Below are 19,328 nucleotides of genomic sequence, written 5' to 3'. Positions count from 1 at the left end.
TCGTCTATCTGAGGTCCCAATCACGTAGTGGCGTTTCCCGGATGGCTGCCATCAGACGTTCGATCCCCCGCGTACTGTAGTCATCGACGTCATAATAGTCCTCCCTTTCCGGGCCCAAGAATATGGGAATATCATACTTTGACTGCCCGGGCAAGATGACCGGAAGCACGTATTTGGCCCACTCGGGGTGGCGCTGATAAAAAGTCGCAAGCGTATTCAGTTCGCTACGCAGGCCCAAATTTTGCCCGCCCTCCACATCGCCGTCACCGACTTTTCGACAAGCAGGAGAGGCTATCAATAGGATAAAATCACACTTTTTGAAGTTGCCCAATGCCCAATGATCCCAGTTTTTTCTAGGACCTTCCTCGAACTGATCCAAGCGGACGTCGATTCCTTCTTTCAGCAGGAGATTCGCCAGCGCTTTTACGTCAGCTTTGAACTGCGGCGACTCGTGTGCGTAGCAAATAAACACGGACGGTGCGGTGGTCAATGGTTCCGTGAGACTGGCCGTCGCTGACGGCCTTACCACTGCATCTCGTCTAGGATCGTCGAGCGTGACCGTGAAGGCAGTAGACCGCTGGGTCGGCCAATAGGCCCCGTCTTCGTCCACCCTTAGGTCATAACGCGCCGCGAGTCGGCATCGCTGTTTGACATGACCTTCAGGGACCAGCAAAACAATCCATGCCACGCGCGACCCAGGCCGAACTCCTGAGGAGTTGTCGGTCGAACAACGCCAACGCACCGACGATTTACCAATACCGTAGACGTCCACCATCTCCTCGACCGCTGGCAGGTGGGCCAAGGTGTTGGAGCTTGACTCGCCCGGCACAAGTTGCAGATATCGGTTGAGTGCGTAGGAACTCTCCGCACCAGGATCACGCGACCCGTGGGGAACAGCGTCGAGAACGGTTGTCACTACATCATCCTGAAAATCGAGACCCATCTCAAACCAGCGCATCGAGGGCAGCCCTGGGTCCAGCTCCAACTCGTAGTTGATCCTCACCAAGTAAGCCGACGATCCATCGAATAGCCCCGGCTCCAGCTCCACCCGATAGATCTGCCACCTATTCAACCGCAGTACGCCTACTTCGACATCCTCTGACTCCAGCGCCAGCCGCTTCCCGCCGTCGTCTACCAGCGTCAATGCAACTGAAGCTTCGCACTCGTCCCGCATTCCACTACCTTCCCGTCAGCACACAACGGTCGATAGGTTAAAGGACGTGAACGACCAGCCCGTGTTAAGCCTCGCAGGTTCGAAGATTTGACATATTTCTGTCATGGTGCATGCGCGGCGGTCGGGCCGTCGCTCATGACACCTGGCCAGAAGCCGAGACACTCGAGCAAGCGGCCGCGCACTCGCTGCGTGGCTCAACGTAAGACACGAAAGCGAATGGTACTCACAAATATACGTAAATGTACGGCGCGGCTCCATACCGGCATCGCGCCAGATCCGCCCGATGGTCGACGTGCCGACCTCGATGCGTTCGTCCATCGAGGTCTGTGACCAGTGCGTGGCGTGGTGCGGGTCTCCTCCAGCGTCGCCAGGGCCACCTCCTCGACCCGGCCCACCGGGATCTCGACGGTGGACGACCTGGCGACTACTCGTGGGCCAAGCCGTCCAGGCAGGGCTTGAGAACCGGGGTACCACTTGGTGACACGTCGCCGGATGAACCCTCAGATCCTCGGCCCATCTACTTGCTGGACAAGCCATCCATGCACGCCTGCCCGATCCCGCTCCGCCATGCAACTCTGCGACGACTTCGCCCGACGCGCCTATCGCAGCAACGTCCCCCGCTCCTGGACGCTCAACCACACCGCAGCGGGCGACCCCCAATCCGCGTCAGCCATCCGCTCGAAGACTCAACTGGCGAATTCTGACAAACACTGGCCAGCCGTTTACTCTGATCGACGCCCAGTCAAGGGATCCGTACGCCGCCCCTCCCGTCAGTCGACGCCATACCTTCCTAGGAGGGTCGCCTCGCGGCTAGCACACAACGACGACTTGAGGTGTCGCTGAGCGGCGTGCTTGACCCGTCCGAACATCCCAAGATCATAAAAGAGGGCCTTCGCAGTGTCTGACCTGCGAAGGCCCTCTTGGCCGTCGGGACGACAGGATTTGAACCTGCGACCCTTGACCCCCAGGACGTCGGGGTTGCCATTCTCGCCGGTCAGACGGTCCACGAGGAGCGTGCTCAATGTTCCCTCACCTGCGGGTTGTTCACCTCCGCGCATAGCGTGTGGTCCCCGCGTGGTCCCCAGACGTGCACTTGTTAGGTCATCAAGTGCGCGCCGTGGATGACCCTCACACTGCCAGCAACAAGCAACCTGGTTTCGACCGGTGGTTCTAAGCATCTCGCTACTCGTCGCCTTCGCCCAATTGGCTACCGTCACGGACGGACACAAGGTAACCCCACATTCCGTCTAGGCCTTTTAGCGCGGCTTCTTGCAGCGAACCCGGGTCGGTAACAGAGAACCCATCCGGCCAACTTCTGAGCGGTTTCGGGACCACGTCGAGTCGAACTCGTGCCCCGCCGAACCCGGCGTACTCCTCGAACGTCGCCCCGCCGAACCCGGCGTTTCCGAACGTCGCCCCGCCGAACCCGGCGTACCTCTTGAACGTCGCACTGTCGAACACGGCTTCCCCCTCGAACGTCACCCCGCCGAACCCGGCTTCCCCCTCGAACGTCACCCCGTCGAACGCGGCGTACCCCTCGAACGTCACCCCGTCGAACACGGCGTACCCCTCGAACGTCACCCCGCCGAATTGAGCTGTCCGGACGCGGCAATTCTCAAGATCGAGTGCGACGAGTGTCGCTCCGGTGAGGTCGAGATCGATATTCTCCCACAAGGTTTCCGCTGGGTGATCGGTGTCGTTTCTTGGGTGGAGATGCTTCGTGATGTCGCGTTGCGCAGTAAGTCGTACCTCACGCTCCTGTATACGGCGTTCGTTCTCGACGCGATCCACGGTCGACCCCGCCTGCTCACCGGCCACCTGCTCGGGGACTATGAGGGTGTTGGCCGCTGTAGACACGGTGGACACGAGATCCGGGGCTACCGGCGACTGGAATGGCATCCGGAGGTAGGAGCACAGCACGTTGACGATGATCTGTCGCTGGTCTGGCACGTTCTGCGCCAAGCGTTCCAGCGCGTACATCCCGCCTAAGCGCACCGCAGCCTTTTCCGAACCAAGCTGCTCCACCGCCTTGGTGTACAGCTCGGTCACCCTCCGTTCGGCGGCGTCCTGCTCCTGGTGCGCTTGGTCGACGTCCTTCTGCCGCAGGGTTATCTCCGCAGCCTGCTGTCTTCGGGCCGCTAACCACAAAGCAGCCGCTCCCCCGGTGCCGACGACGATGGTTCCGGCTGTCTTGATCGCATCCAAGCGCGCCTTATCAGCCTCAGTGCCAGCGCCGTATGCCCAGAGCAGCGCCGCTGCCACACCCGCCCCGACCACTACCAAGACCACGCCGAACCACACGATGGTCCTGGTGGATAAGACCTTGTAGGACGGCCGGTCCTGCTGTTCTCCCATGAGAAGAGAATCGTCGGTCGACTACGGGCGGTTACAACCGGGTTCTTCGGATCAACAGAGGGGGCTTCGGCGCTCACCCCCTCGACCGGGCCGGTCAAGTCCGGCAACGTCTTCCTCCACGTGCTCATCCCGCTCGTGGTGTTCCTCCTGGCCGAAGTCATGCCGGTCATCCAGGCACGGTGCATCCAAGCCCGAGACAACGCCCTCAACGCCGTCCCACCACCCGCCGACACCACTACCGACCAGACCACCCCCACACAGGAAGTCACCCCGACTCCGCTGCCTGCCCCTGCGGTGGCTGACGAACCCGCCACGGCGACGGTGCACCCGGTGCGGGCGTTGGCCTCGCTGCGGCTGCCTCCGCACATGAGCAACGCCCTGGGCACCCGCATGGCCGAACTCGGCCGCCCGCTCAACGCCGACGAAGTCCGCGAGCTGCTCCACGTCCCCGACGCCTTCGCCGCCCGCGTCGCCGACCAACTCGCCGCCTGACCCACACCCACCAGCCACGAGCGCGGCGCACCCCCGGCCCGCGCTCCACATGGGCGGGACACGACCACACCTCCCCTCGGTCGTGTCCCGCCCTTCGCCGTCTCCACCCTCCGACAACCCCGTACACGCCCCGAAAGGAGGTGCCCGTGCCGTTCACCCTGGAAGATCGCATCACCGCCCGCCTGTGCTCCCACGACTACCGCGACTGGCGCGACAAGGTCACCGCGACCGGCGGATGCGCCCAACCCATCCACCTCACCGGCGGCTGGCAGATCCAACACGTCACCACCGGCACCCTGCTCGACTGGCACGGCGGCGACGTCCTCGTGCCCTGCGGCAACCGCCGCGAATCGGTCTGCCCCGCCTGCTCCGACCGCTACGCCGCCGACGCCTACCACCTCATGCACGCCGGACTCTCCGGCGGCTCCAAGAACATCCCCACCACGATCACCGAGAAGCCGCGACTGTTCGCCACCGTCACCGCACCCTCCTTCGGACCGGTCCACAACCAACCCACCACCCGCACCGGCAAGCGACGGCCATGCGCGTGCGGCGAGTACCACCACGACGCAGACCCCCGCCTCGGCGCACCCCTCGACCCCGACACCTACGACTACATCGGCTCCGTGCTGTGGCAGGCCAACGCGGGCAAGCTGTGGCACCGCCTCACCATCGCGCTACGCCGCGCCCTCGCCAAAGCTGCGGGCCTGACCGTGCGCGAGTTCCGCCACCACGCCCGCGTCTCCTACGCCAAGGTCGCCGAGTACCAACGACGCGGCCTGGTCCACTTCCACGCCGTCATCCGCCTCGACGGCCCAGACGGCCCCACCGACCCCGCACCCGCCTGGGCGACCGCCGAACTGGTCGAGCAGGCCGTCACGGTCGCCGCCCGCTCCGTCGCGGTCGACCAGCTCCGGCCGGACGGCACGACCATGACCCTACGGTGGGGCGCACAGGTCGACGTCCGCCGCATCCGACCCACCAGAGCACACGAGGTCGAGGAGAACGGCGAGATCAGCGAAACCCGCCTCGCCGGATACGTCGCCAAGTACGTCACCAAGGGCACCGGCACGAGCGAAGCCGCCGACCGGCCCATCCGCTCCCAACTCGACATCGACCACCTGAAGGTCACCGCACACCACCGCCGCATCATCCAGACCGCCTGGGACCTCGGCGACCTCGACCAGTTCGCCACGCTCAACCTGCGGCGCTGGGCACACATGCTCGCCTTCCGCGGGCACTTCCTGTCCAAGTCGCCGACCTACTCGACCAGCTTCAAGGCCACCCGCGAGGAACGACGCGCGTTCCGCACCACCGAAATGCTCGACCAACTCGGCCACGAACCCGACACGGTCCTGCTCGTCCACGACTGGACCTACACCGGGTCGGGCTACAGCAACGACGCAAAACGCGAACTCGCACTCGCCGAAAACACCCGAGAACAGCGCAAACGCAAATACGAACAGGAGGTGGCAGCATGACCATCACCGGCCTACTTGGCGGCGGCTGGCTCTCCACCGACCAGTTGGCCGCTCTGCTGGGTGTCGACCCCTCGACGTTGAGGCGCTGGCGTACGGCGCGACCGGTGCAAGGACCTCCGTTCGTGCAGTTGACCTCCCGCGTGACGCTCTACAGCGCCAACGACGTGGAGGACTGGTTGGCCAGTCGACGGATCGACCCGAGGAAGGCAGCCTGATGGGCACCCGTGTTGAACCACCTCTCGGGGTACCGCTGTCGTCCGACGTCGAACACCGTCCCGGACGTCGCAAGCCCTACCGCGCGCGCGTGCGGTGGGTCGATCCCGTCACCAAGAACCGCCCTTCCAAGTCGGAGTCCTTCGCCACGTCGGACGAAGCCGACGCCTGGATCGAGATGATCAAAGGTGCCGCTGCCCGTGGCGTCGATCCCTCGGCCGCGACGATGCCTCTGGTGGACTACGGCAACGCCAACATGACGTTGGCCATGCGCGGCCTGGAAGCTAAGACGATGGACCTCTACCTTGCGGGCTGGCGCAAGCGGGTCGTGCCGACGCTCGGTCACCTGCCCGTGCGCATGATCACCAACGGTGTGGTGGACAGGGCAGTGCACGGCTGGATCGCCGACGAGTGCGGCCGGTCGGTGGTCAAGAACAGTATCGCCGTCCTGGTGCGAATCATGGAACAGGCGTTGCGTGACGGGATCATCGCCCGGAACCCGGCACGGATCACCGGCTGGCAGCGCGAGTACCTGCGGGCGGAGGATGAGCTGGACGATCCCAGGTCGCTGGCGCTGCCGGACTGGCAGACGCTCACCCGGCTCGCCGACGCCCTGGTCGAGCGGTCGCACGAGAACTTCTCGGGCTGGGGCGACGTGGTGATCTTCGCCGCGTGCACGGCGGCCAGGATCGGTGAAGTGTCCGGCTGCCGCGTCGGTGATATCGACACCACCGATTGGACGTGGCGGATTCGACGTCAGACCACGACCGCACCCGGCGGTTTGGTGGACAAGGGCACCAAAGGCAAGCGTGCCCGGACGGTGCCGTTGATCGAAGAGGTTCGGCCGCTCGTCCAACGGCGGATCGACAAGGTCAACGGCAGGCCCGACGCGCGGCTGTTCACCGGGCCACGTGGTGGGCGCATCTCGACGGCGGTACTGCGGGACGCGACCCACTGGGACGAGGTCGTGACCAAGCTCGGCTACGAGTACTTGCGGCGGCACGACCTTAGACATACCGGACTCACTTGGCTGGCCGATGCTGGGGTGCCCGTGCACCATCTTCAGCGCATCGCCGGTCATGGTTCGTTGACCACTACTCAGCGCTACCTGCACCTGGGATCGAAGTCGGTCACCGAAGCAGGAAGATTGCTTACGCGTTACCTAGCCCTTTTAGGCTCTTTATCGACCGCAGCAACCACATACCCTCCCACTTGGACCTAGGTCTACTTCAAGATAACGGTTCGAGAACTTCTCAAGTGCGTCTTTAGTCTCCGTGCCGTTGATATACCTGTTAACCCTTTCCACAAACTCGGCCTGCTGAGAGCTATTCAAACTGATGAATCCGCGAATAACGCGAGCGGTGGCGGCATCCATGGTAGCCCTTACTTCTTAGATCGACTCTTCCTGTCAAAAGATCCACAGACCGAACAGGCCGTGGACTCCATACTATACGGCTGCACACCGCATGCCACGCATGTCTGCCCCAGTTCGCGGAGGCCTGCACGCATGCCCAGGCGCGTCTCATGCGGCTTGATACCACGGCGCAAGTCCTGTTCGCGGCGTGCCTTGTCCTCCGCCTTTAGTATTTCGTAACGAAGCTGCAACTCGACTGCCGAGTTCGGCGAACTCTCCGCCAATTCCTTGAACTTAGCGTACAGGTTACGATTCTCGACCATGGACTCAATTGCATAGGCATAGGATTCGACCCATGTCGCCGCCAATGACCATAGTGAGAAAACAGCTTGCAGTACAGCGATTGCGGCACCAATAGTGACCGCTACAGGCAGAGCGCCAAAGCCGATACCAAATCCGCCGACGAGGCCACCGATCACGACCGGAACGACGAGCCCCATGAACCCTAGGACACGAAGAAAAGTCGCCAGTCGCTGAGAGCGCTTTTCGAAGACGAAAGACGTGCCGAACGCCTCACGGGCCCGCTTCCAGCAATCCTGGATGGTGACGTCGTCTTCGCCACGAGGCACCGCGTCCCTGTCCACGCCCGATCAGCCCTTCATACAGTGGCCACTCAGCAAGGTTCCGGATGCACCTAGACACGGACCGGTGGTCCCCGCGTGGTCCCCAGCCCTCGCTAACGCAAGACCTCTTCACATCTCATCTGCCTACAGAAGAAGCCCGCTGACCTGGGCAGATCCCAGATCAGCGGGCTTCTTTCGACCGTCGGGACGACAGGATTTGAACCTGCGACCCCTTGACCCCCAGCGGGACAAAAGATGTCCACAATGGTCTCCTCCGGTCCGTTGTGGCTGGTCGAGTCCGACGGCAATCCAGGTCAGGGCCTCCATTCCGGCCCCGTCCAACAGGTTCGTGAGACGCCTGTGAGACGGGACCCGAGCACCAGAGGTCCTGTTCACGATGAGCACCACCCACTTCCCCACTTCCACCACGCCGCTCCGACGGCCACCGCGGCGCGTTCGCCCGCCCTTCGACGTGAGCGGCGTCGAAACCCTCGACAGCCAGCAGTCCGACGAGACCACCGACCAGTGGCACGCTCGTTGCCACGCCGACCATGCCGCCGCCCTCCTGGAGCCACTGGACGGCGTCGAACTGGGTGAGCACGACCGGCACGTCATCGAGTGGCTGGCCGACCAGGACACCTCGGTCGTAGGTACCGTCGCCAGCCTCCTCTACCGCGTCCGTGCCGTGGACGGTGCCTGGTGAGCATCGAGGCCATCGACTGGGCGCTCAACCGCGCCCCCATCCCCACCGACCGCAAGGACGCCTCGACGCTGGCGATCACGCTGATCGCGCTCGCCAACCACGCCGGACCCGACGGTCGGGACGCGTTCCCGTCGGTCGAGCGGATGGTGCGCTACACCCGTCTGTCCCGACGGACCATCCAGCGTTCCCTGCGGTCGTTGGAAGAGCTGGGCCTGATCTGTGCGGGCAACACGCGAGTGCGTGACGCCAAGATCCCGGAGGCCAACGCACGACCCCAGGTCTACGACCTCCTGTCCCCCGAGTTGTCCACAGCCTCGAACGAGAGGCGTCAGGACGACGCCCCTCCGACCAGCCGGGGGCGTCAGCAAAAGCGCCTGGGGGCGTCAACAGCGACCAACGGGGGCGTCACCACGACGCCCAAACCGTCCTTCAACCGTCCAGATAACCGTCCCGCGCCGAGCGCGCCCGCCACCGGGCGCTCGGCGGTGCCGCCGGTGTGCGGGCAGTGCGACGCTCGCGACTCCGATCCGGTCAGCGCACGCGTCGTGTGGCAGGACGAAGACCGCACACGATCAGTGCCCTGCCCACGCTGCGCGCCGCGGCGGAGCGGAGGTGCCCGATGAACCGGGTCCACCTGTTCTACAAGGAGCCGCCGAGCATCGCGCACCTCAACGGCTGGCGCTCCTCGCCGCACTGCCTGGAGGACCGCACCGCCGCCGAACGGCTGCGCGACGCCACCAACCTGCTGTCGGGCCGCAGCGCCACCGCGCGCCGCACCTGGCACATCGTGGACTGTCCCGGCGATGACTGCGGAGTGCGGCGATGAACACCTCCACACCCTTTCCCGAGCCGAACAACGACGACGTAGAGCGTGCCGTGGCCGAACTGGAGAAGTACGTCGCCGCCCACGCCCCGGCCGCAGCCGACCCGGCTCCACCCGCTGTCACACCGGCCACCAAGCGGGTCCGGGACCTCCGTGCCGAGGTCAACGAGGCCCACGTCCTGCTGGAGTTGCAGGCCGACGCCGCGCCGCTGCTGGTGGACACCAACCGGGTCCGGCGCAGCCGCAAGCGCGCCGCCGAAGCCGCCCGCCTCCACGCCCTCGCCCAGGACCCAGCCGCTCGGGCCTGGCAGGCATCGCGGTTGCGCCTGGTGCTCACCGCCGCAGCGCTGGCGGCACTGGTCGGGGCGCTGGCGTGGTCCACCACCGGCGTTCACCACACGCTCACACGAGGCATGGTCGAACACACCGCCGCGTGGTGGGGCGCCTGGGCGGTGGAGCCGGTGATCTCGACGGTGCTGCTGGTGGTGGTCGGGGCGCGGGCGTTCCTGGCCACCCGCGGCCGGGTGCTGCACCACCCACACCTGGCGGTGGTCGAGTACGGCGCGTTGACGGTGACGCTGACGCTCAATGTGTGGCCGTACCTGCCGTGGGTGTCGGTGCCGTGGACGCGGTTCGACCCGATGCAGCTCCTCGCCCACGCCATCGGTCCGCTGGTCGCGGTCGGCGCCGTGGCGGTGTTGCCGATCATCTGGACGACGTTCGCCGACCTCGACCACGGCCTACCGGTAGGCCCTACTCCTACCCCCACCAGCGTGGAGTACAGGCAAAACGCGCCCGGCACCGCAGCGGCACAGCGCGGGACCACCGGCGACCGAGTGGCCCTACTGGTAGACCGCGCTCGCTGGATGATCGCCGCCGGCCAGCTGTCGGCCGACCCATCCGCAACGCGGCTGCGGGAGGCGCTGGGGTGCGGAACCGACACGGCCCGCGAGGTCCGTGATGCCCTCCGCAGGGGTGCTGCATGAGCCTGACGATGCAGGGCGACAGGGGCGGCGAGTTGATCCCGTTCCCGAACGCCCCCGTCGAGAGGAACGCCGAGGACGCAGGTGCGGTGGAAGCATCCGCAGCCTTGGACGGCGAGCTGATCACCGAAGCCGAGTACCAGCGTTCTCGCGTCCGCCGCCTGGCCGAGTCGGCGGTGTCCCGCCTGCCCACCCAGTGGCAGACCCCCGAGTCCGCCCGTCAGGCCGGGGCTGAACTGGTGAACCAAGCGCTGCTGGTGCCGATGCGCTACCCGGCGGCGGTCGGGCGCGGCCTGGCGGTGTCAGCCCGCGCCTGGTGGGCTTGGGTACGGGTGACGGACTTCTACGAGGCGTCCAAGGCCGCCGACCGGCTGGCCGACAAGTGGCAGGAGATCGCCGTCGTGCGCCGCCGTCGAGGCGTGATCTCCCTGGTGGGGATGAGCGCGGCCTGCCTTGCCGGCATGGTCGCCGAACTGACTGTCGGCTCCTTGCCGCTGCTGGTCACTGCTGGCGCAATGTCTGCGGTCTTGGCTGCGGCTGGCCGAAGCCGGGAGGGCGCAGGTGGACGCAGCACCCGCTTGGGCTCCCGGTCGCTGGCGTGGCTGATGAACGGCGACCACCTGGTCACCGCGTTCCGCGACGCCAAGCTGATCGGCCGCGACGAGTCGCTGATGCTGGTCAAGGCCCCGCGCCACGACGGTGCCGGATGGGCGCTGACACTCGACCTACCGCCGTCGCGCAAGGCATCCGACGTGATCGGCAAGCGGGAAGCCCTGGCCTCGGCGCTGGCGGTGGACGAGGTGCGGCTGATCGTGGAACGCGTCCGGGGCGACAACGGCCACGCCGGGCGGCTAGCGCTGTGGGTGGGCGACGCCGACCCGTACACCGCCGACCCGATCCCCAGCCCGCTCGCGTCGGCGCCGAGCTGGGACCTGTGGCAGCCAGTACCCTTCGGCACCACCGCCCGCGGTGCGACCGTGAACTTGCCGTTGGTGTGGACTTCCTTGCTGATCGGTGCGATCCCGCGCCAGGGCAAGACGTTCGTCGCGCGCCTGCCGCTCACCGCCGCGGCGTTGGACCCTCACGTGCGGTTGATCATCGCTGACGGCAAGGGCGGCAAGGACTTCCGCCCGTTCGAACAGGTGGCACACCGCTTCATCCGAGGCTCCCGCGAGACGGACGCCCGCCAGCTGATCCGCGTGCTGGAGGAGTGCGCGGCGGACGTGGCCGACCGGTTCGACCGGCTCGCCGAGATGGACGACGAGCTGTGCCCGGAGTCCAAGGTCACCCCGGAGATCACCCGCGACCCGACCCACGGGATGCCGCTGACCGTGATCGGCATCGACGAGGTCCAGAACTTCCTCGGCCTGGACGTGCCGCTGGACGATGACAACCCCAAGGGCAAAAAGGTGGGCGCACGCATCTGCGAACTCCTGACCTACATCGCCAAGACCGGCCCGGCCGCGGGCTACTCGCTGGTCCTAGCCACTCAGAAGCCGGACGCCCAGGTCATCCCGGACGGGCTGCGCGGCCAGCTCGGGACGCGATTCGCGCTGAAGACCATGACCTGGCAGGCATCGGAGACCATCTTGCTTGGGCGCGGGCACCTACAAGGTCGGTATGGACGCCTCCAAGCTGCTGACCAGTCACAAGGGCGTCGGCCTGCTGCTTGGTGCCGATGGTGAGACCGAGCTGTTAGCCGGGGAGGCGGTCACGGTGCGCACGCACCTGCTGCACATCACCGCGATTCGCGCCGCTTGCGAACGCGGCCGAGTGCTACGCGAGCAGACCGGGACGCTGACCGGGGACGCCTCCGGTGAGCACGACCTGGCGGTGCTCGATCCGACGGCAGCCGCACGCCTGGCTACCGAGGTCACCACTGCCACCGCCGGTGCATCAGCGCTCGCAAGCGCCGAGCCAGGACGCGAACTACCCGAAGTGCTGACGCTGCTGGCCAATGTGATCGGCGATGACGAGCATGGCCTGGTAGCTCGATCGGAGCTGGCCGGGCGTATCGGTTGGAAGGTCAAGGCGTTCGGTGAGGCACTGCGCGCCGCCGGAGTTCCCCCAGCGGGCAAGCGACGGATGCCAGGTCACGACAACCCGGTCAGCGTGGCCGACCTGGACGTGATCCGCGCCGTCATCCACGGCATCTGAGCCCGGAACGGGGTCGGCACAGCTGTGCCGACCCCGCCTGATCGTTCCCACTCCGCAGCAACGACCGAAACGGCATTGACCTGGCACGACGGGGAACGTTCCGCTGTGCCGATCAACCGCGGTTCCTGCCAGGAGCGTCCCGCACAGGGCCGTCGAGGGCGTTGCTCCGACTCCTCAGCACGTTGCCGGAGGTCGGCACAGCGGGCCGGGCTGACCCCCAAACCGACCCCTCCATCCTTGGCAGGCGCGAGGACCGAATTCAGCTACCTGCATGAGTGGGACCAACCGCTGACCGTGCGGTGCGCATCGCGACGAGTTCGAGCACACGTTGCGCGACCTCCGCGGGATCTTCGTGTTCCCACACCCGGACCACCAACCACCCCGCCTTGGCGAGTTGGGCGTCCGTGTCGCGGTCACGCAGGGCGATCCCCCTCAGCTTCAGCCTCCACCACTTTCGATTAGCCTGCGGGAGCTGGCCGTGCACCGGGCAGGAGTGCCAGAAGCAGCCGTCGACGAACAAGGCGATGCGGGCACCGCGCAGCAGGACGTCAACCCGCCTGCGGCGATCCGTCCCGGGTGGCGAGCGGTCCACGACGAAGCGCAGTCCCTTCCGGTGCAGCGCGCTGCGCAACGCCATCTCCGGCTTCGTGCCTGACCGCCTGACACGCCGCATCAGCTTCGCCGCAGCAGGACTTGCAGCAGGAGGAGTCGGCCCGGGATCCAAGTAGCTGTACATGTCCGTAGGTTGCCAGCGTTAACCGACAGCCCTCGGCATCAGACGGTCGAGGCACCTCAGCCTGTAGCACCCGCTCACCGGCAGACCCACTAAATGCTCAGAAAGGAGGCTCCTGTTCGACTGGTTCAACCTGAGCCGCCGAGGTATCTTCCGTCTCCGCTGACGCGTCGAACTCCCTGAGCACAACCCATGTCGTGGTCATGCCGTTTTCATCGGGACGCTTGACCGTCTTCCACCGACCTGGGTACAAGCGATCCAAGGCTAACTTGACGAGTTTGAATCCCCAGTCACGATCCGTATTAGTACGCTTCGCGTAGTCGGGCGCCTTCTCGGCAAGAATAAATCCGATTCGCCCCCATTTCACACCCTCCGGAGTCTGAATTTTCCCCTTGAAGTCGCGCTTCTCGATCAGGTGAGCGATGGCGATATCGGTATCATCTGCGATCGGCCCGTCGCCTTCCGACTCAGCATGGACCCCCTCAGGATGGCTGACAGCCAGGCGTGCGGCAGCTTCTTGCCGTTCGCCCCTTCGTAGTTCAATGGAGGATCGCGCCCGAGACGCAAAGCTGTCAGGAGCAGAGGCAGTATAGTCAGGATCAGCCAACTGGTGGGAGTCTTCGAAGCTAAGGACGCGGACTGATATAGGGTACGGACGAGAATGCTGATCGGTACCAGGAGCACTAGACCAGTAGATTCCGTTACCCACCAAGGGCTCGTTGAGCAAGGTAGCGAGCAAGTCTTCCGAGAAATGCGCGTTGGCCTTCTTCAAAGACATCAGGTCGCCTTGGGAGAGCAGATGGAAGACAAAGAAGTTGTCACCCTGACTAAGCAACTCCTGAGGAAGGCTGCCTGGCTGCTGAGTGATCAGCAACGCTCCAAGGTCGTACTTTCGCCCTTCCTTGACCCAGGAGACGAACGGACCGTCTTCGCTCTGGTTAGAACCACCTAGGACCGACTGAGCCTCTTCGATTACCGCAATGGTTGGAATAGACTTCGGTTCAGCCTCGGTAAACTGAGTCTGATTGTGCTCAAAGATGTCACCTAGGATAACTCCGGCTAGATGCAGGCCCTGCGAACCGCGCATCTGCGAGATGTCCACGACGCACAGTTTACCTTGAGCTAGGCAGTCCTTCAGAGCACTGAGCAGTTCACTTTCGGGGTCGTGCAGAGCGCTAACTACGCGGGCCATGTTAGAGATCGCCGCATTGGTCTGCGCCTCTTCACCTTGATCAAGGTTGAGGATCTGCTGCACCTCGCTACGGTCAGCACCGTACTTGTCACGGTAGATCAGGTCAACCAGGCGACCCCATTTGGGACCACTAAGCGACTTGAGTTTGACGACATTCTGCTGATCTTGTTTCTCTGGCGGAAGTGCAATGCCGAGGACACGAGAGGCGGGAAGCTCTTTGATGTTGAGCTTGACGCCATTTACAACGAATGATTGGTAGAAATCGCTGGGCGCCTTGCGATTAGTGAAGACAACCAGTTTGTCACGCAGATGCGGCACATCGCAGAGCGCCGGACGGCCTTTGAAGTCAGGCCAAAAGTACTCGCCATCCGGATCGAAGATCACCGTACCTACCGGTGCCTGACCGCTGCGCCGTGGAACGGCTGGCTGGCTTTCGTACAGGGCGGAGAACAGAAGCTTGACCAGATTCGACTTACCAAAACCCGCACGGGCGAAGACGAAGCTGCGACGAGCTACAAGCTTGCCGATCTGAAATGTCGGCATGATCGCGGGATGCTGGACCTGCATCCATGAGGTATCACCCACACGGTTGTCATCGCCAGCATAGACAAATTCACCATACGCTAAGTAACCGATCGGAACTGCACCGTCACCAAGATCCTTAGCGTTGACGACCTCTGCGAGTAGATCATCGGAGAGCAACGCAACCTGGGCACCGACATGCGGCAGTCGCCGATGGCTGGGGACGAAGATGTGCTTATCACCATCCTGACGCAGCACACCCAGGATACGAATGTCGACCTTGTACTTGAGGTAGCGCTCGCGCAGTTCGTCCGGAATAGGTCGCTGGTCACGGACGGCTCGGGTGGCGTAGTCTTCTCCAATTGGAGACACCAGACGACCCTGCGACGAGATAGTGGTGATTCGCCCGAGTATGGCTTCGCGTTCATGCTCTAGTTGCACAAGCACGAACTGACCGTGCATAGCCATGGTTTGGAAATCATCGTGGTGCGGTAACACAAGGTCGGCATGGAACTCCATGCCGCTCTCGGCGAAGCCGCGGAAGGTACCGACGACCTTGTCGCGCTCAAAAAGACTCATTGACAGTTCTCGCTCTACGGAAAGCAGGGACGGATGGTGCTGTGCTACTCATAGCGGCGGGCAGCTACATCAGATGCCAACCGCAGTGCGTCGATGACCGGAGCTTTCTCATCTCCGACCTGTTCACGAATAGCGTCGACGAGCTGGTCTTCGATGATGTCCAGGTCCAGGTCGGCAACACGAGAGAAGCTGTCGGCTTGCTGAATGCAGTTCGGGTAGAGCGGAATGGGGAAGCCAGCAACCGCATCAGCCTGCAGATAGCCAAAGATTGCCTGAGCTTCACTATCCTGTCGTGACATCAGATCCACGGTCCAGATGGGATCACCCGAGTGAGGACCAAAACGAACAAAGTACATCGAGCCGAAGTTGAATTTTGGCTTTTCGCCCGGAGCATCGTCTCTTACATCGCGCGTATACTCTTCCCAGCGGTACGCTTGATCCAGCATTGGCGTGGGAACTTTTACGAAGCAGGCCGCCCCATTATTAAGAACTCCGGACAGAGAGATCGCCAAGCGGTAATATTCCAATACTTGCGTCTTCTTCGCCAGCCCTACCAGCCACACCCTGCGTCGATCTTCGCGCTTGATCCGTTCGATAGCCTCATACATCTGCTCGCCCATTCGTACGAACAGATCACCACTAAATATCTTACTGCGCAGCAGTCCATCGCGCACGATGAGGGTGTCAACGGCATAATCACGGTGACAGATCAAGTCGTAAAGCGTCGCCCATTCACATAAGTCACGGAATACCAGCACCCAACTGGACGACTTGCCGGACATCATGGGCGACAGTTCTCTGAGCGAATTGACACCCAATCCCCGCATCATCTTTCCCAAGGCTGTACGAGGACTGCCGTCCTCGTGAAACTGGCGCCGCCCCAGCTCGTCGATGTCGGAAATAGGCGAAACCACCTCCAGGCATAACTCCTTCCCGCTGGAGTCCACAACGCGTACCACTTGGAGGTAGAAGGGGTTGAAGGCGACTTTGTTATTGCCTCCGTCGGAGGCCATCAAAGCAACGGACGTAGCCGCACGCGGCTTGATCACCTTGACGCCAGAGGCGATGGCGCGGGCCTGCTCGACCAGCTTGTCGAGCTCCGCGCGACCTGCCTCGACCTGGTCACCGATCAGCCGCTTGAGCTGCTTGATCTGGTCGGCGTCGAACATACCCCTCCTGTACCACGTTCGGGTTCATCACGGACAAGCGATCACTCACCGTGGCCATCACAGCATGGCACGCGGCACCGACGGTCCGTCACGTGGTCAAGGTCAGCTGTTCGACCAGGCATGACCAGTGGATCGGTGGTGCATGGACCCGTGTTACCGAAGTCGCCTCGGCACCAGCCTCTCAGCGCGGTACCCCGATCAGCTCGGCTACGAGGTCGATCTCCTCCACTGCGGAGCCGGCCTTCCCGAACTGCTCGGCCTGCCGTGTGCGCTTGGGTGAGGTGCCAGCCTGTTGCACCTCCGTCACCACCCAGCCCGACTTCGCCTTCTTCAATGAGTCACGCAACAACTTCTCTGGATCGGTGCGGGCCGATGGCAGTGCGCCGAAGCGGATCGCCAGCCGCGCTCCGCGGTGGCAACGGCGAGCAGTAGCAGCCCACACCTCCCCCAGGGCGGTGGCGAACGCATCTTGGTTCGGCTGGCGAGCGATCTGCCCATGTGTGCCGTAAGGGACCTGTGGAGGGCCGCCTAGAAACCATGAGCGCAGCCACTGGTCAGCGACATATGTCCGCATACCGTAATAAGGGGGAGAAGTAACCACGAGGTCGAAGCGCTGCCGCAGCCCGACCAGTGTCGCGACGGAGTCGCCTTGGTAGACATAACCACCGTGAGCAAGAGGAGCTGCCTCCAGCAAGCGAGTGGCTCGCCGTTCGATGACCTCCAAGGCCGGAACTCGAACTGGCCTCATATCCCGCTTCTTCCAGAAGTTCACGGCGTAGGCAGGCTTGGAGGCGTAAGTACGCGGCATCTGGTTTGACAGGTAGGATGGGAAGTTCTTGTTGCGAGGGCCGTGCAAAATTCCCAACAGGATCGCTCGCAGCATCGCTGCCGTTGGAGTGGTTACCTCAAATAACGCCTCACGCAGCGTCACGAGTTCGCGGAGCGTCCGGTTTTCATAGCACCACTCCCAGAACTCGCCTTCAGGAACTGAGCCGAGCGCGCCACCTTCGAGGATCCGCCGGGCTAAGCGGACTACCGCTTCAGGGGTCACGCGGACGAGCTTGGCCTGGGCGATGGCAGCAGCCACCGGGTTGATGTCGATGCCCACCGACGGCAGTCCGGCAAGACGAGCAGCGTACAGAGTGGTCCCTCTGCCGCAGAAGGGGTCCAGCACCCTGGTCGCCTGCGGGGAAGCGGCAAGCTGCCGAAGGGGGAAGTCCAACGGGAACATCGTGTAGTACGGACAGACTGCGTTGAGCCTCAGCACATCCTCGGGCCAGCGGGAAGAGGGCTGCGCTGCAGTCACCGGCATGGTGTGACTATACAGGTATGATTACACCATGCCGCGTAGGAGGCTCGATCTTGCCGCCCGACACCGCGGACAGCGGCTTGCTTCCTGTCTGACGCAAGCCCGGCGTGCATCCGGACGCTCCGCAGAGGCTGTCGCACACAGCGCAGGGCTCTCCGTGGAGACGGTACGGAGCATCGAAAAGGGCCGCACCAGCACGCCGGAGTTCTTCACTGTCGCAGCTTTGGCCTCCGAACTGGGCCTTTCGCTCGATGAGTTGTACGCCCAAGCCACCCGTCCCGTCTAGGCGCAGAGGAGCGCGAAGGTGCCGCCAACATGCGGATGATGTTCTGCCAGTTGGCGGTCAAGCCTTCTACAACGACCTGCTCAGCTCTCCCACCATGGCATCAACGGAGCAGAGCATGGAATCCAGCAGCGCCTCCGGCAGCGTTCCGACCCCCAAACCGGAGGAGAGCAGCAGGTGGGTTAGAGCTTCGTCTTGCTGTTCGGTCAAGTCCACTACTTGTGCTTCACGGTATCGGAGCACGTCACGCACGGCGTACCCGTCTCCACTCTTGATCACCTCTTCGACCACCTGGGCGAGAATGTGGTCAGCCCGATCTGGATCACTAGCAGCCACGAGTGTCGTCACGGTCAGCCCGAGCTGGGCGCGGAAGACTGCGTAGCCTGACGTCGGCTCCTGCTCGACGAAGCATCTGACCATCGAATCGATGTCGTGGTGGGCGGACGCACCGACCGGGTCGGTACACATCGCCTTCAGGCAGGAGGCGACCTGAAGTTCCCACGGCTGCACAGGTGTGCTCTCCATCAGAGCTTCACGGGCCGCTGCCAGCTCTCCGTTCAGACAGCGGACCACGATCGTGACCTGCCGCCCCTCCATGAGGTGCAGTCCGACTCCGCGGTGCGTTCGCGCGTGGACGACTGCCTCATCCCAACGTCCAGCAAGAGCAAGCGCGCGTATTCCGTCCCCGACGAGGTGCAGCCACACCCATTCACGCAGCTTGTGACGCTCCTGCGCGGTGCCGGTGAGGCCGGTCAGCGGCAAGGTCTGCTCGTCGACGACCAGGTCGGTGTTGGACATGACGGCGTCGTACATCGCCCTCAGCAGTCGCAGGGCGTGTTCACCGTTGCTGGCGCGGATCTGGAGCCGGGCGAGGTTGAGGACGGGTTCGAGCATGTACCTGGCCTGGAGCACGGTGAGCGGTCGGTCGGCGGTGCGGTAGATGTCGATGTGCTGCCAGCACAGGTCTCGGGCCAGGTCTGGTACGCCGCAGTCGCTGGCGATCAGCGCGGCTTTGTTTAGGGCGTGCGCTCCTTCAGCCAGGCCGTTCGTGCCCTCCTGCCCTGCTTTGTGAGCAATGTCCGCGATCTCCTGGACTCGGTGCGCGAGCGAGGGACAGGCCGGACGGGGTCTGCCGAGAAGCGGGAAGCGGCGGGCGGCGATGGCCAGTGTCGCGGGATCCATG

General features: G+C 63.9%; 19 protein-coding genes. 11 read left to right on the top strand and 8 right to left on the bottom strand.

Annotated elements, in window-relative coordinates; genetic code table 11:
* Nucleotides 1-4 precede the first annotated feature (4 nt).
* Together AB0I60_RS05565 and AB0I60_RS05560 are read right to left on the bottom strand one after the other, a co-directional pair.
* Nucleotides 5-1,174 carry a toll/interleukin-1 receptor domain-containing protein gene (locus AB0I60_RS05565; RefSeq protein WP_360726017.1) on the bottom strand — a complete coding sequence of 390 codons (1,170 nt, stop codon included), beginning with the start codon at nucleotides 1,172-1,174 and terminating at the stop codon, nucleotides 5-7.
* A 1,182-nt stretch (nucleotides 1,175-2,356) separates the two neighbouring features.
* Nucleotides 2,357-3,529 (bottom strand): pentapeptide repeat-containing protein, encoded by a 1,173-nt coding sequence (locus AB0I60_RS05560; protein ID WP_360726016.1) that lies wholly within the window; start codon nucleotides 3,527-3,529, stop codon nucleotides 2,357-2,359.
* Nucleotides 3,530-3,823: 294 nt separating this feature from the next.
* Here AB0I60_RS05560 and AB0I60_RS05555 point away from each other — a divergent pair, with 294 nt between their 5' ends.
* The 4 genes from AB0I60_RS05555 to AB0I60_RS05540 all read left to right on the top strand — a co-directional run bounded on the left by AB0I60_RS05555 (nucleotide 3,824) and on the right by AB0I60_RS05540 (nucleotide 6,937).
* Nucleotides 3,824-4,021 carry a hypothetical protein gene (locus AB0I60_RS05555; protein ID WP_360726015.1) on the top strand — a complete coding sequence of 66 codons (198 nt, stop codon included), beginning with the start codon at nucleotides 3,824-3,826 and terminating at the stop codon, nucleotides 4,019-4,021.
* A 146-nt stretch (nucleotides 4,022-4,167) separates the two neighbouring features.
* Nucleotides 4,168-5,502 carry a replication initiator gene (locus AB0I60_RS05550; protein ID WP_360726014.1) on the top strand — a complete coding sequence of 445 codons (1,335 nt, stop codon included), beginning with the start codon at nucleotides 4,168-4,170 and terminating at the stop codon, nucleotides 5,500-5,502.
* Entirely contained in the window at nucleotides 5,499-5,717 is a 219-nt protein-coding gene (locus AB0I60_RS05545) for a helix-turn-helix domain-containing protein (RefSeq protein WP_360726013.1), read from the top strand. Before AB0I60_RS05550 ends, AB0I60_RS05545 begins: the two co-directional genes overlap by 4 nt.
* The gene (locus AB0I60_RS05540; protein ID WP_360726012.1) at nucleotides 5,717-6,937 is read left to right on the top strand and encodes a site-specific integrase; all 1,221 of its coding nucleotides are present in this window, start codon (nucleotides 5,717-5,719) and stop codon (nucleotides 6,935-6,937) included. Before AB0I60_RS05545 ends, AB0I60_RS05540 begins: the two co-directional genes overlap by 1 nt.
* A 161-nt stretch (nucleotides 6,938-7,098) precedes the next feature.
* Here AB0I60_RS05540 and AB0I60_RS05535 read toward each other — a convergent pair whose 3' ends face one another.
* Nucleotides 7,099-7,713, bottom strand: a complete 615-nt coding sequence (locus AB0I60_RS05535) for a mobilome CxxCx(11)CxxC protein (protein WP_360726011.1) — start codon at nucleotides 7,711-7,713, stop codon at nucleotides 7,099-7,101.
* Between the two features lie 376 nt (nucleotides 7,714-8,089).
* On the opposite strand from AB0I60_RS05535, the gene AB0I60_RS05530 reads away from it, so the two are divergent.
* Genes AB0I60_RS05530 through AB0I60_RS05505 form a run of 6 tightly spaced genes read left to right on the top strand, consistent with a single transcriptional unit; the run spans nucleotide 8,090 to nucleotide 12,358 of the window.
* Nucleotides 8,090-8,395 carry a hypothetical protein gene (locus AB0I60_RS05530; RefSeq protein WP_360726010.1) on the top strand — a complete coding sequence of 102 codons (306 nt, stop codon included), beginning with the start codon at nucleotides 8,090-8,092 and terminating at the stop codon, nucleotides 8,393-8,395.
* The gene (locus AB0I60_RS05525; RefSeq protein ID WP_360726009.1) at nucleotides 8,392-9,018 is read left to right on the top strand and encodes a helix-turn-helix domain-containing protein; all 627 of its coding nucleotides are present in this window, start codon (nucleotides 8,392-8,394) and stop codon (nucleotides 9,016-9,018) included. The genes AB0I60_RS05530 and AB0I60_RS05525 overlap by 4 nt, the downstream gene beginning before the upstream one ends.
* Nucleotides 9,015-9,221 (top strand): hypothetical protein, encoded by a 207-nt coding sequence (locus tag AB0I60_RS05520; protein WP_360726008.1) that lies wholly within the window; start codon nucleotides 9,015-9,017, stop codon nucleotides 9,219-9,221. Before AB0I60_RS05525 ends, AB0I60_RS05520 begins: the two co-directional genes overlap by 4 nt.
* Complete coding sequence (locus AB0I60_RS05515) at nucleotides 9,218-10,204, top strand: hypothetical protein (protein WP_360726007.1); 987 nt, start codon at nucleotides 9,218-9,220, stop codon at nucleotides 10,202-10,204. The genes AB0I60_RS05520 and AB0I60_RS05515 overlap by 4 nt, the downstream gene beginning before the upstream one ends.
* Nucleotides 10,201-11,886 carry a cell division protein FtsK gene (locus AB0I60_RS05510; protein ID WP_360726006.1) on the top strand — a complete coding sequence of 562 codons (1,686 nt, stop codon included), beginning with the start codon at nucleotides 10,201-10,203 and terminating at the stop codon, nucleotides 11,884-11,886. The genes AB0I60_RS05515 and AB0I60_RS05510 overlap by 4 nt, the downstream gene beginning before the upstream one ends.
* Nucleotides 11,822-12,358 (top strand): hypothetical protein, encoded by a 537-nt coding sequence (locus AB0I60_RS05505; RefSeq protein WP_360726005.1) that lies wholly within the window; start codon nucleotides 11,822-11,824, stop codon nucleotides 12,356-12,358. The genes AB0I60_RS05510 and AB0I60_RS05505 overlap by 65 nt, the downstream gene beginning before the upstream one ends.
* 259 nt (nucleotides 12,359-12,617) lie before the next feature.
* Here the strand turns inward: AB0I60_RS05505 and AB0I60_RS05500 are convergent, their stop codons facing one another.
* The 4 genes from AB0I60_RS05500 to AB0I60_RS05485 form a co-directional block, all read right to left on the bottom strand.
* Complete coding sequence (locus AB0I60_RS05500) at nucleotides 12,618-13,031, bottom strand: very short patch repair endonuclease (protein WP_360726822.1); 414 nt, start codon at nucleotides 13,029-13,031, stop codon at nucleotides 12,618-12,620.
* Nucleotides 13,032-13,191: 160 nt separating this feature from the next.
* A complete protein-coding gene (locus tag AB0I60_RS05495; RefSeq protein WP_360726004.1) occupies nucleotides 13,192-15,384 on the bottom strand; it encodes a DUF87 domain-containing protein in 2,193 nt (730 codons plus the stop codon).
* Nucleotides 15,385-15,428: 44 nt separating this feature from the next.
* Nucleotides 15,429-16,553 carry a hypothetical protein gene (locus AB0I60_RS05490; protein WP_360726003.1) on the bottom strand — a complete coding sequence of 375 codons (1,125 nt, stop codon included), beginning with the start codon at nucleotides 16,551-16,553 and terminating at the stop codon, nucleotides 15,429-15,431.
* 181 nt (nucleotides 16,554-16,734) lie between these two features.
* Complete coding sequence (locus AB0I60_RS05485; RefSeq protein ID WP_360726002.1) at nucleotides 16,735-17,865, bottom strand: DNA methyltransferase; 1,131 nt, start codon at nucleotides 17,863-17,865, stop codon at nucleotides 16,735-16,737.
* A 28-nt stretch (nucleotides 17,866-17,893) separates the two neighbouring features.
* Between AB0I60_RS05485 and AB0I60_RS05480 the strand changes: the two genes are divergently transcribed.
* Nucleotides 17,894-18,148: a helix-turn-helix transcriptional regulator gene (locus AB0I60_RS05480; protein WP_360726001.1), complete on the top strand. Its 255-nt coding sequence runs from the start codon at nucleotides 17,894-17,896 to the stop codon at nucleotides 18,146-18,148.
* A gap of 66 nt (nucleotides 18,149-18,214) precedes the next feature.
* On the opposite strand, the gene AB0I60_RS05475 is transcribed toward AB0I60_RS05480, so the two are convergent.
* Nucleotides 18,215-19,327: a hypothetical protein gene (locus tag AB0I60_RS05475; protein ID WP_360726000.1), complete on the bottom strand. Its 1,113-nt coding sequence runs from the start codon at nucleotides 19,325-19,327 to the stop codon at nucleotides 18,215-18,217.
* Between the last annotated feature and the right edge of the window lies 1 nt (nucleotide 19,328).

Origin of the sequence: Actinosynnema sp. NPDC050436, assembly GCF_040655415.1 — a bacterium.
Lineage (GTDB): Bacteria > Actinomycetota > Actinomycetes > Mycobacteriales > Pseudonocardiaceae > Actinosynnema.
The sequence above is the reverse complement of the archived record's forward strand: the minus strand, read 5'-3'. Positions and strand labels throughout refer to the sequence as shown.

Excerpts from the sequence above, each read along its gene's own strand:
- AB0I60_RS05565 (WP_360726017.1), bottom strand. The coding sequence starts at position 1,174 with ATGCGGGACGAGTGCGAAGCTTCAGTTGCATTGACGCTGGTAGACGAC.
- AB0I60_RS05560 (WP_360726016.1), bottom strand. The coding sequence starts at position 3,529 with ATGGGAGAACAGCAGGACCGGCCGTCCTACAAGGTCTTATCCACCAGG.
- AB0I60_RS05545 (WP_360726013.1), top strand. The coding sequence starts at position 5,499 with ATGACCATCACCGGCCTACTTGGCGGCGGCTGGCTCTCCACCGACCAG.
- AB0I60_RS05540 (WP_360726012.1), top strand. The coding sequence starts at position 5,717 with ATGGGCACCCGTGTTGAACCACCTCTCGGGGTACCGCTGTCGTCCGAC.
- AB0I60_RS05530 (WP_360726010.1), top strand. The coding sequence starts at position 8,090 with ATGAGCACCACCCACTTCCCCACTTCCACCACGCCGCTCCGACGGCCA.
- AB0I60_RS05520 (WP_360726008.1), top strand. The coding sequence starts at position 9,015 with ATGAACCGGGTCCACCTGTTCTACAAGGAGCCGCCGAGCATCGCGCAC.
- AB0I60_RS05515 (WP_360726007.1), top strand. The coding sequence starts at position 9,218 with ATGAACACCTCCACACCCTTTCCCGAGCCGAACAACGACGACGTAGAG.
- AB0I60_RS05510 (WP_360726006.1), top strand. The coding sequence starts at position 10,201 with ATGAGCCTGACGATGCAGGGCGACAGGGGCGGCGAGTTGATCCCGTTC.
- AB0I60_RS05505 (WP_360726005.1), top strand. The coding sequence starts at position 11,822 with ATGGACGCCTCCAAGCTGCTGACCAGTCACAAGGGCGTCGGCCTGCTG.
- AB0I60_RS05500 (WP_360726822.1), bottom strand. The coding sequence starts at position 13,031 with ATGCGGCGTGTCAGGCGGTCAGGCACGAAGCCGGAGATGGCGTTGCGC.
- AB0I60_RS05495 (WP_360726004.1), bottom strand. The coding sequence starts at position 15,384 with ATGAGTCTTTTTGAGCGCGACAAGGTCGTCGGTACCTTCCGCGGCTTC.
- AB0I60_RS05490 (WP_360726003.1), bottom strand. The coding sequence starts at position 16,553 with ATGTTCGACGCCGACCAGATCAAGCAGCTCAAGCGGCTGATCGGTGAC.
- AB0I60_RS05485 (WP_360726002.1), bottom strand. The coding sequence starts at position 17,865 with ATGCCGGTGACTGCAGCGCAGCCCTCTTCCCGCTGGCCCGAGGATGTG.
- AB0I60_RS05480 (WP_360726001.1), top strand. The coding sequence starts at position 17,894 with ATGCCGCGTAGGAGGCTCGATCTTGCCGCCCGACACCGCGGACAGCGG.
- AB0I60_RS05475 (WP_360726000.1), bottom strand. The coding sequence starts at position 19,327 with ATGGATCCCGCGACACTGGCCATCGCCGCCCGCCGCTTCCCGCTTCTC.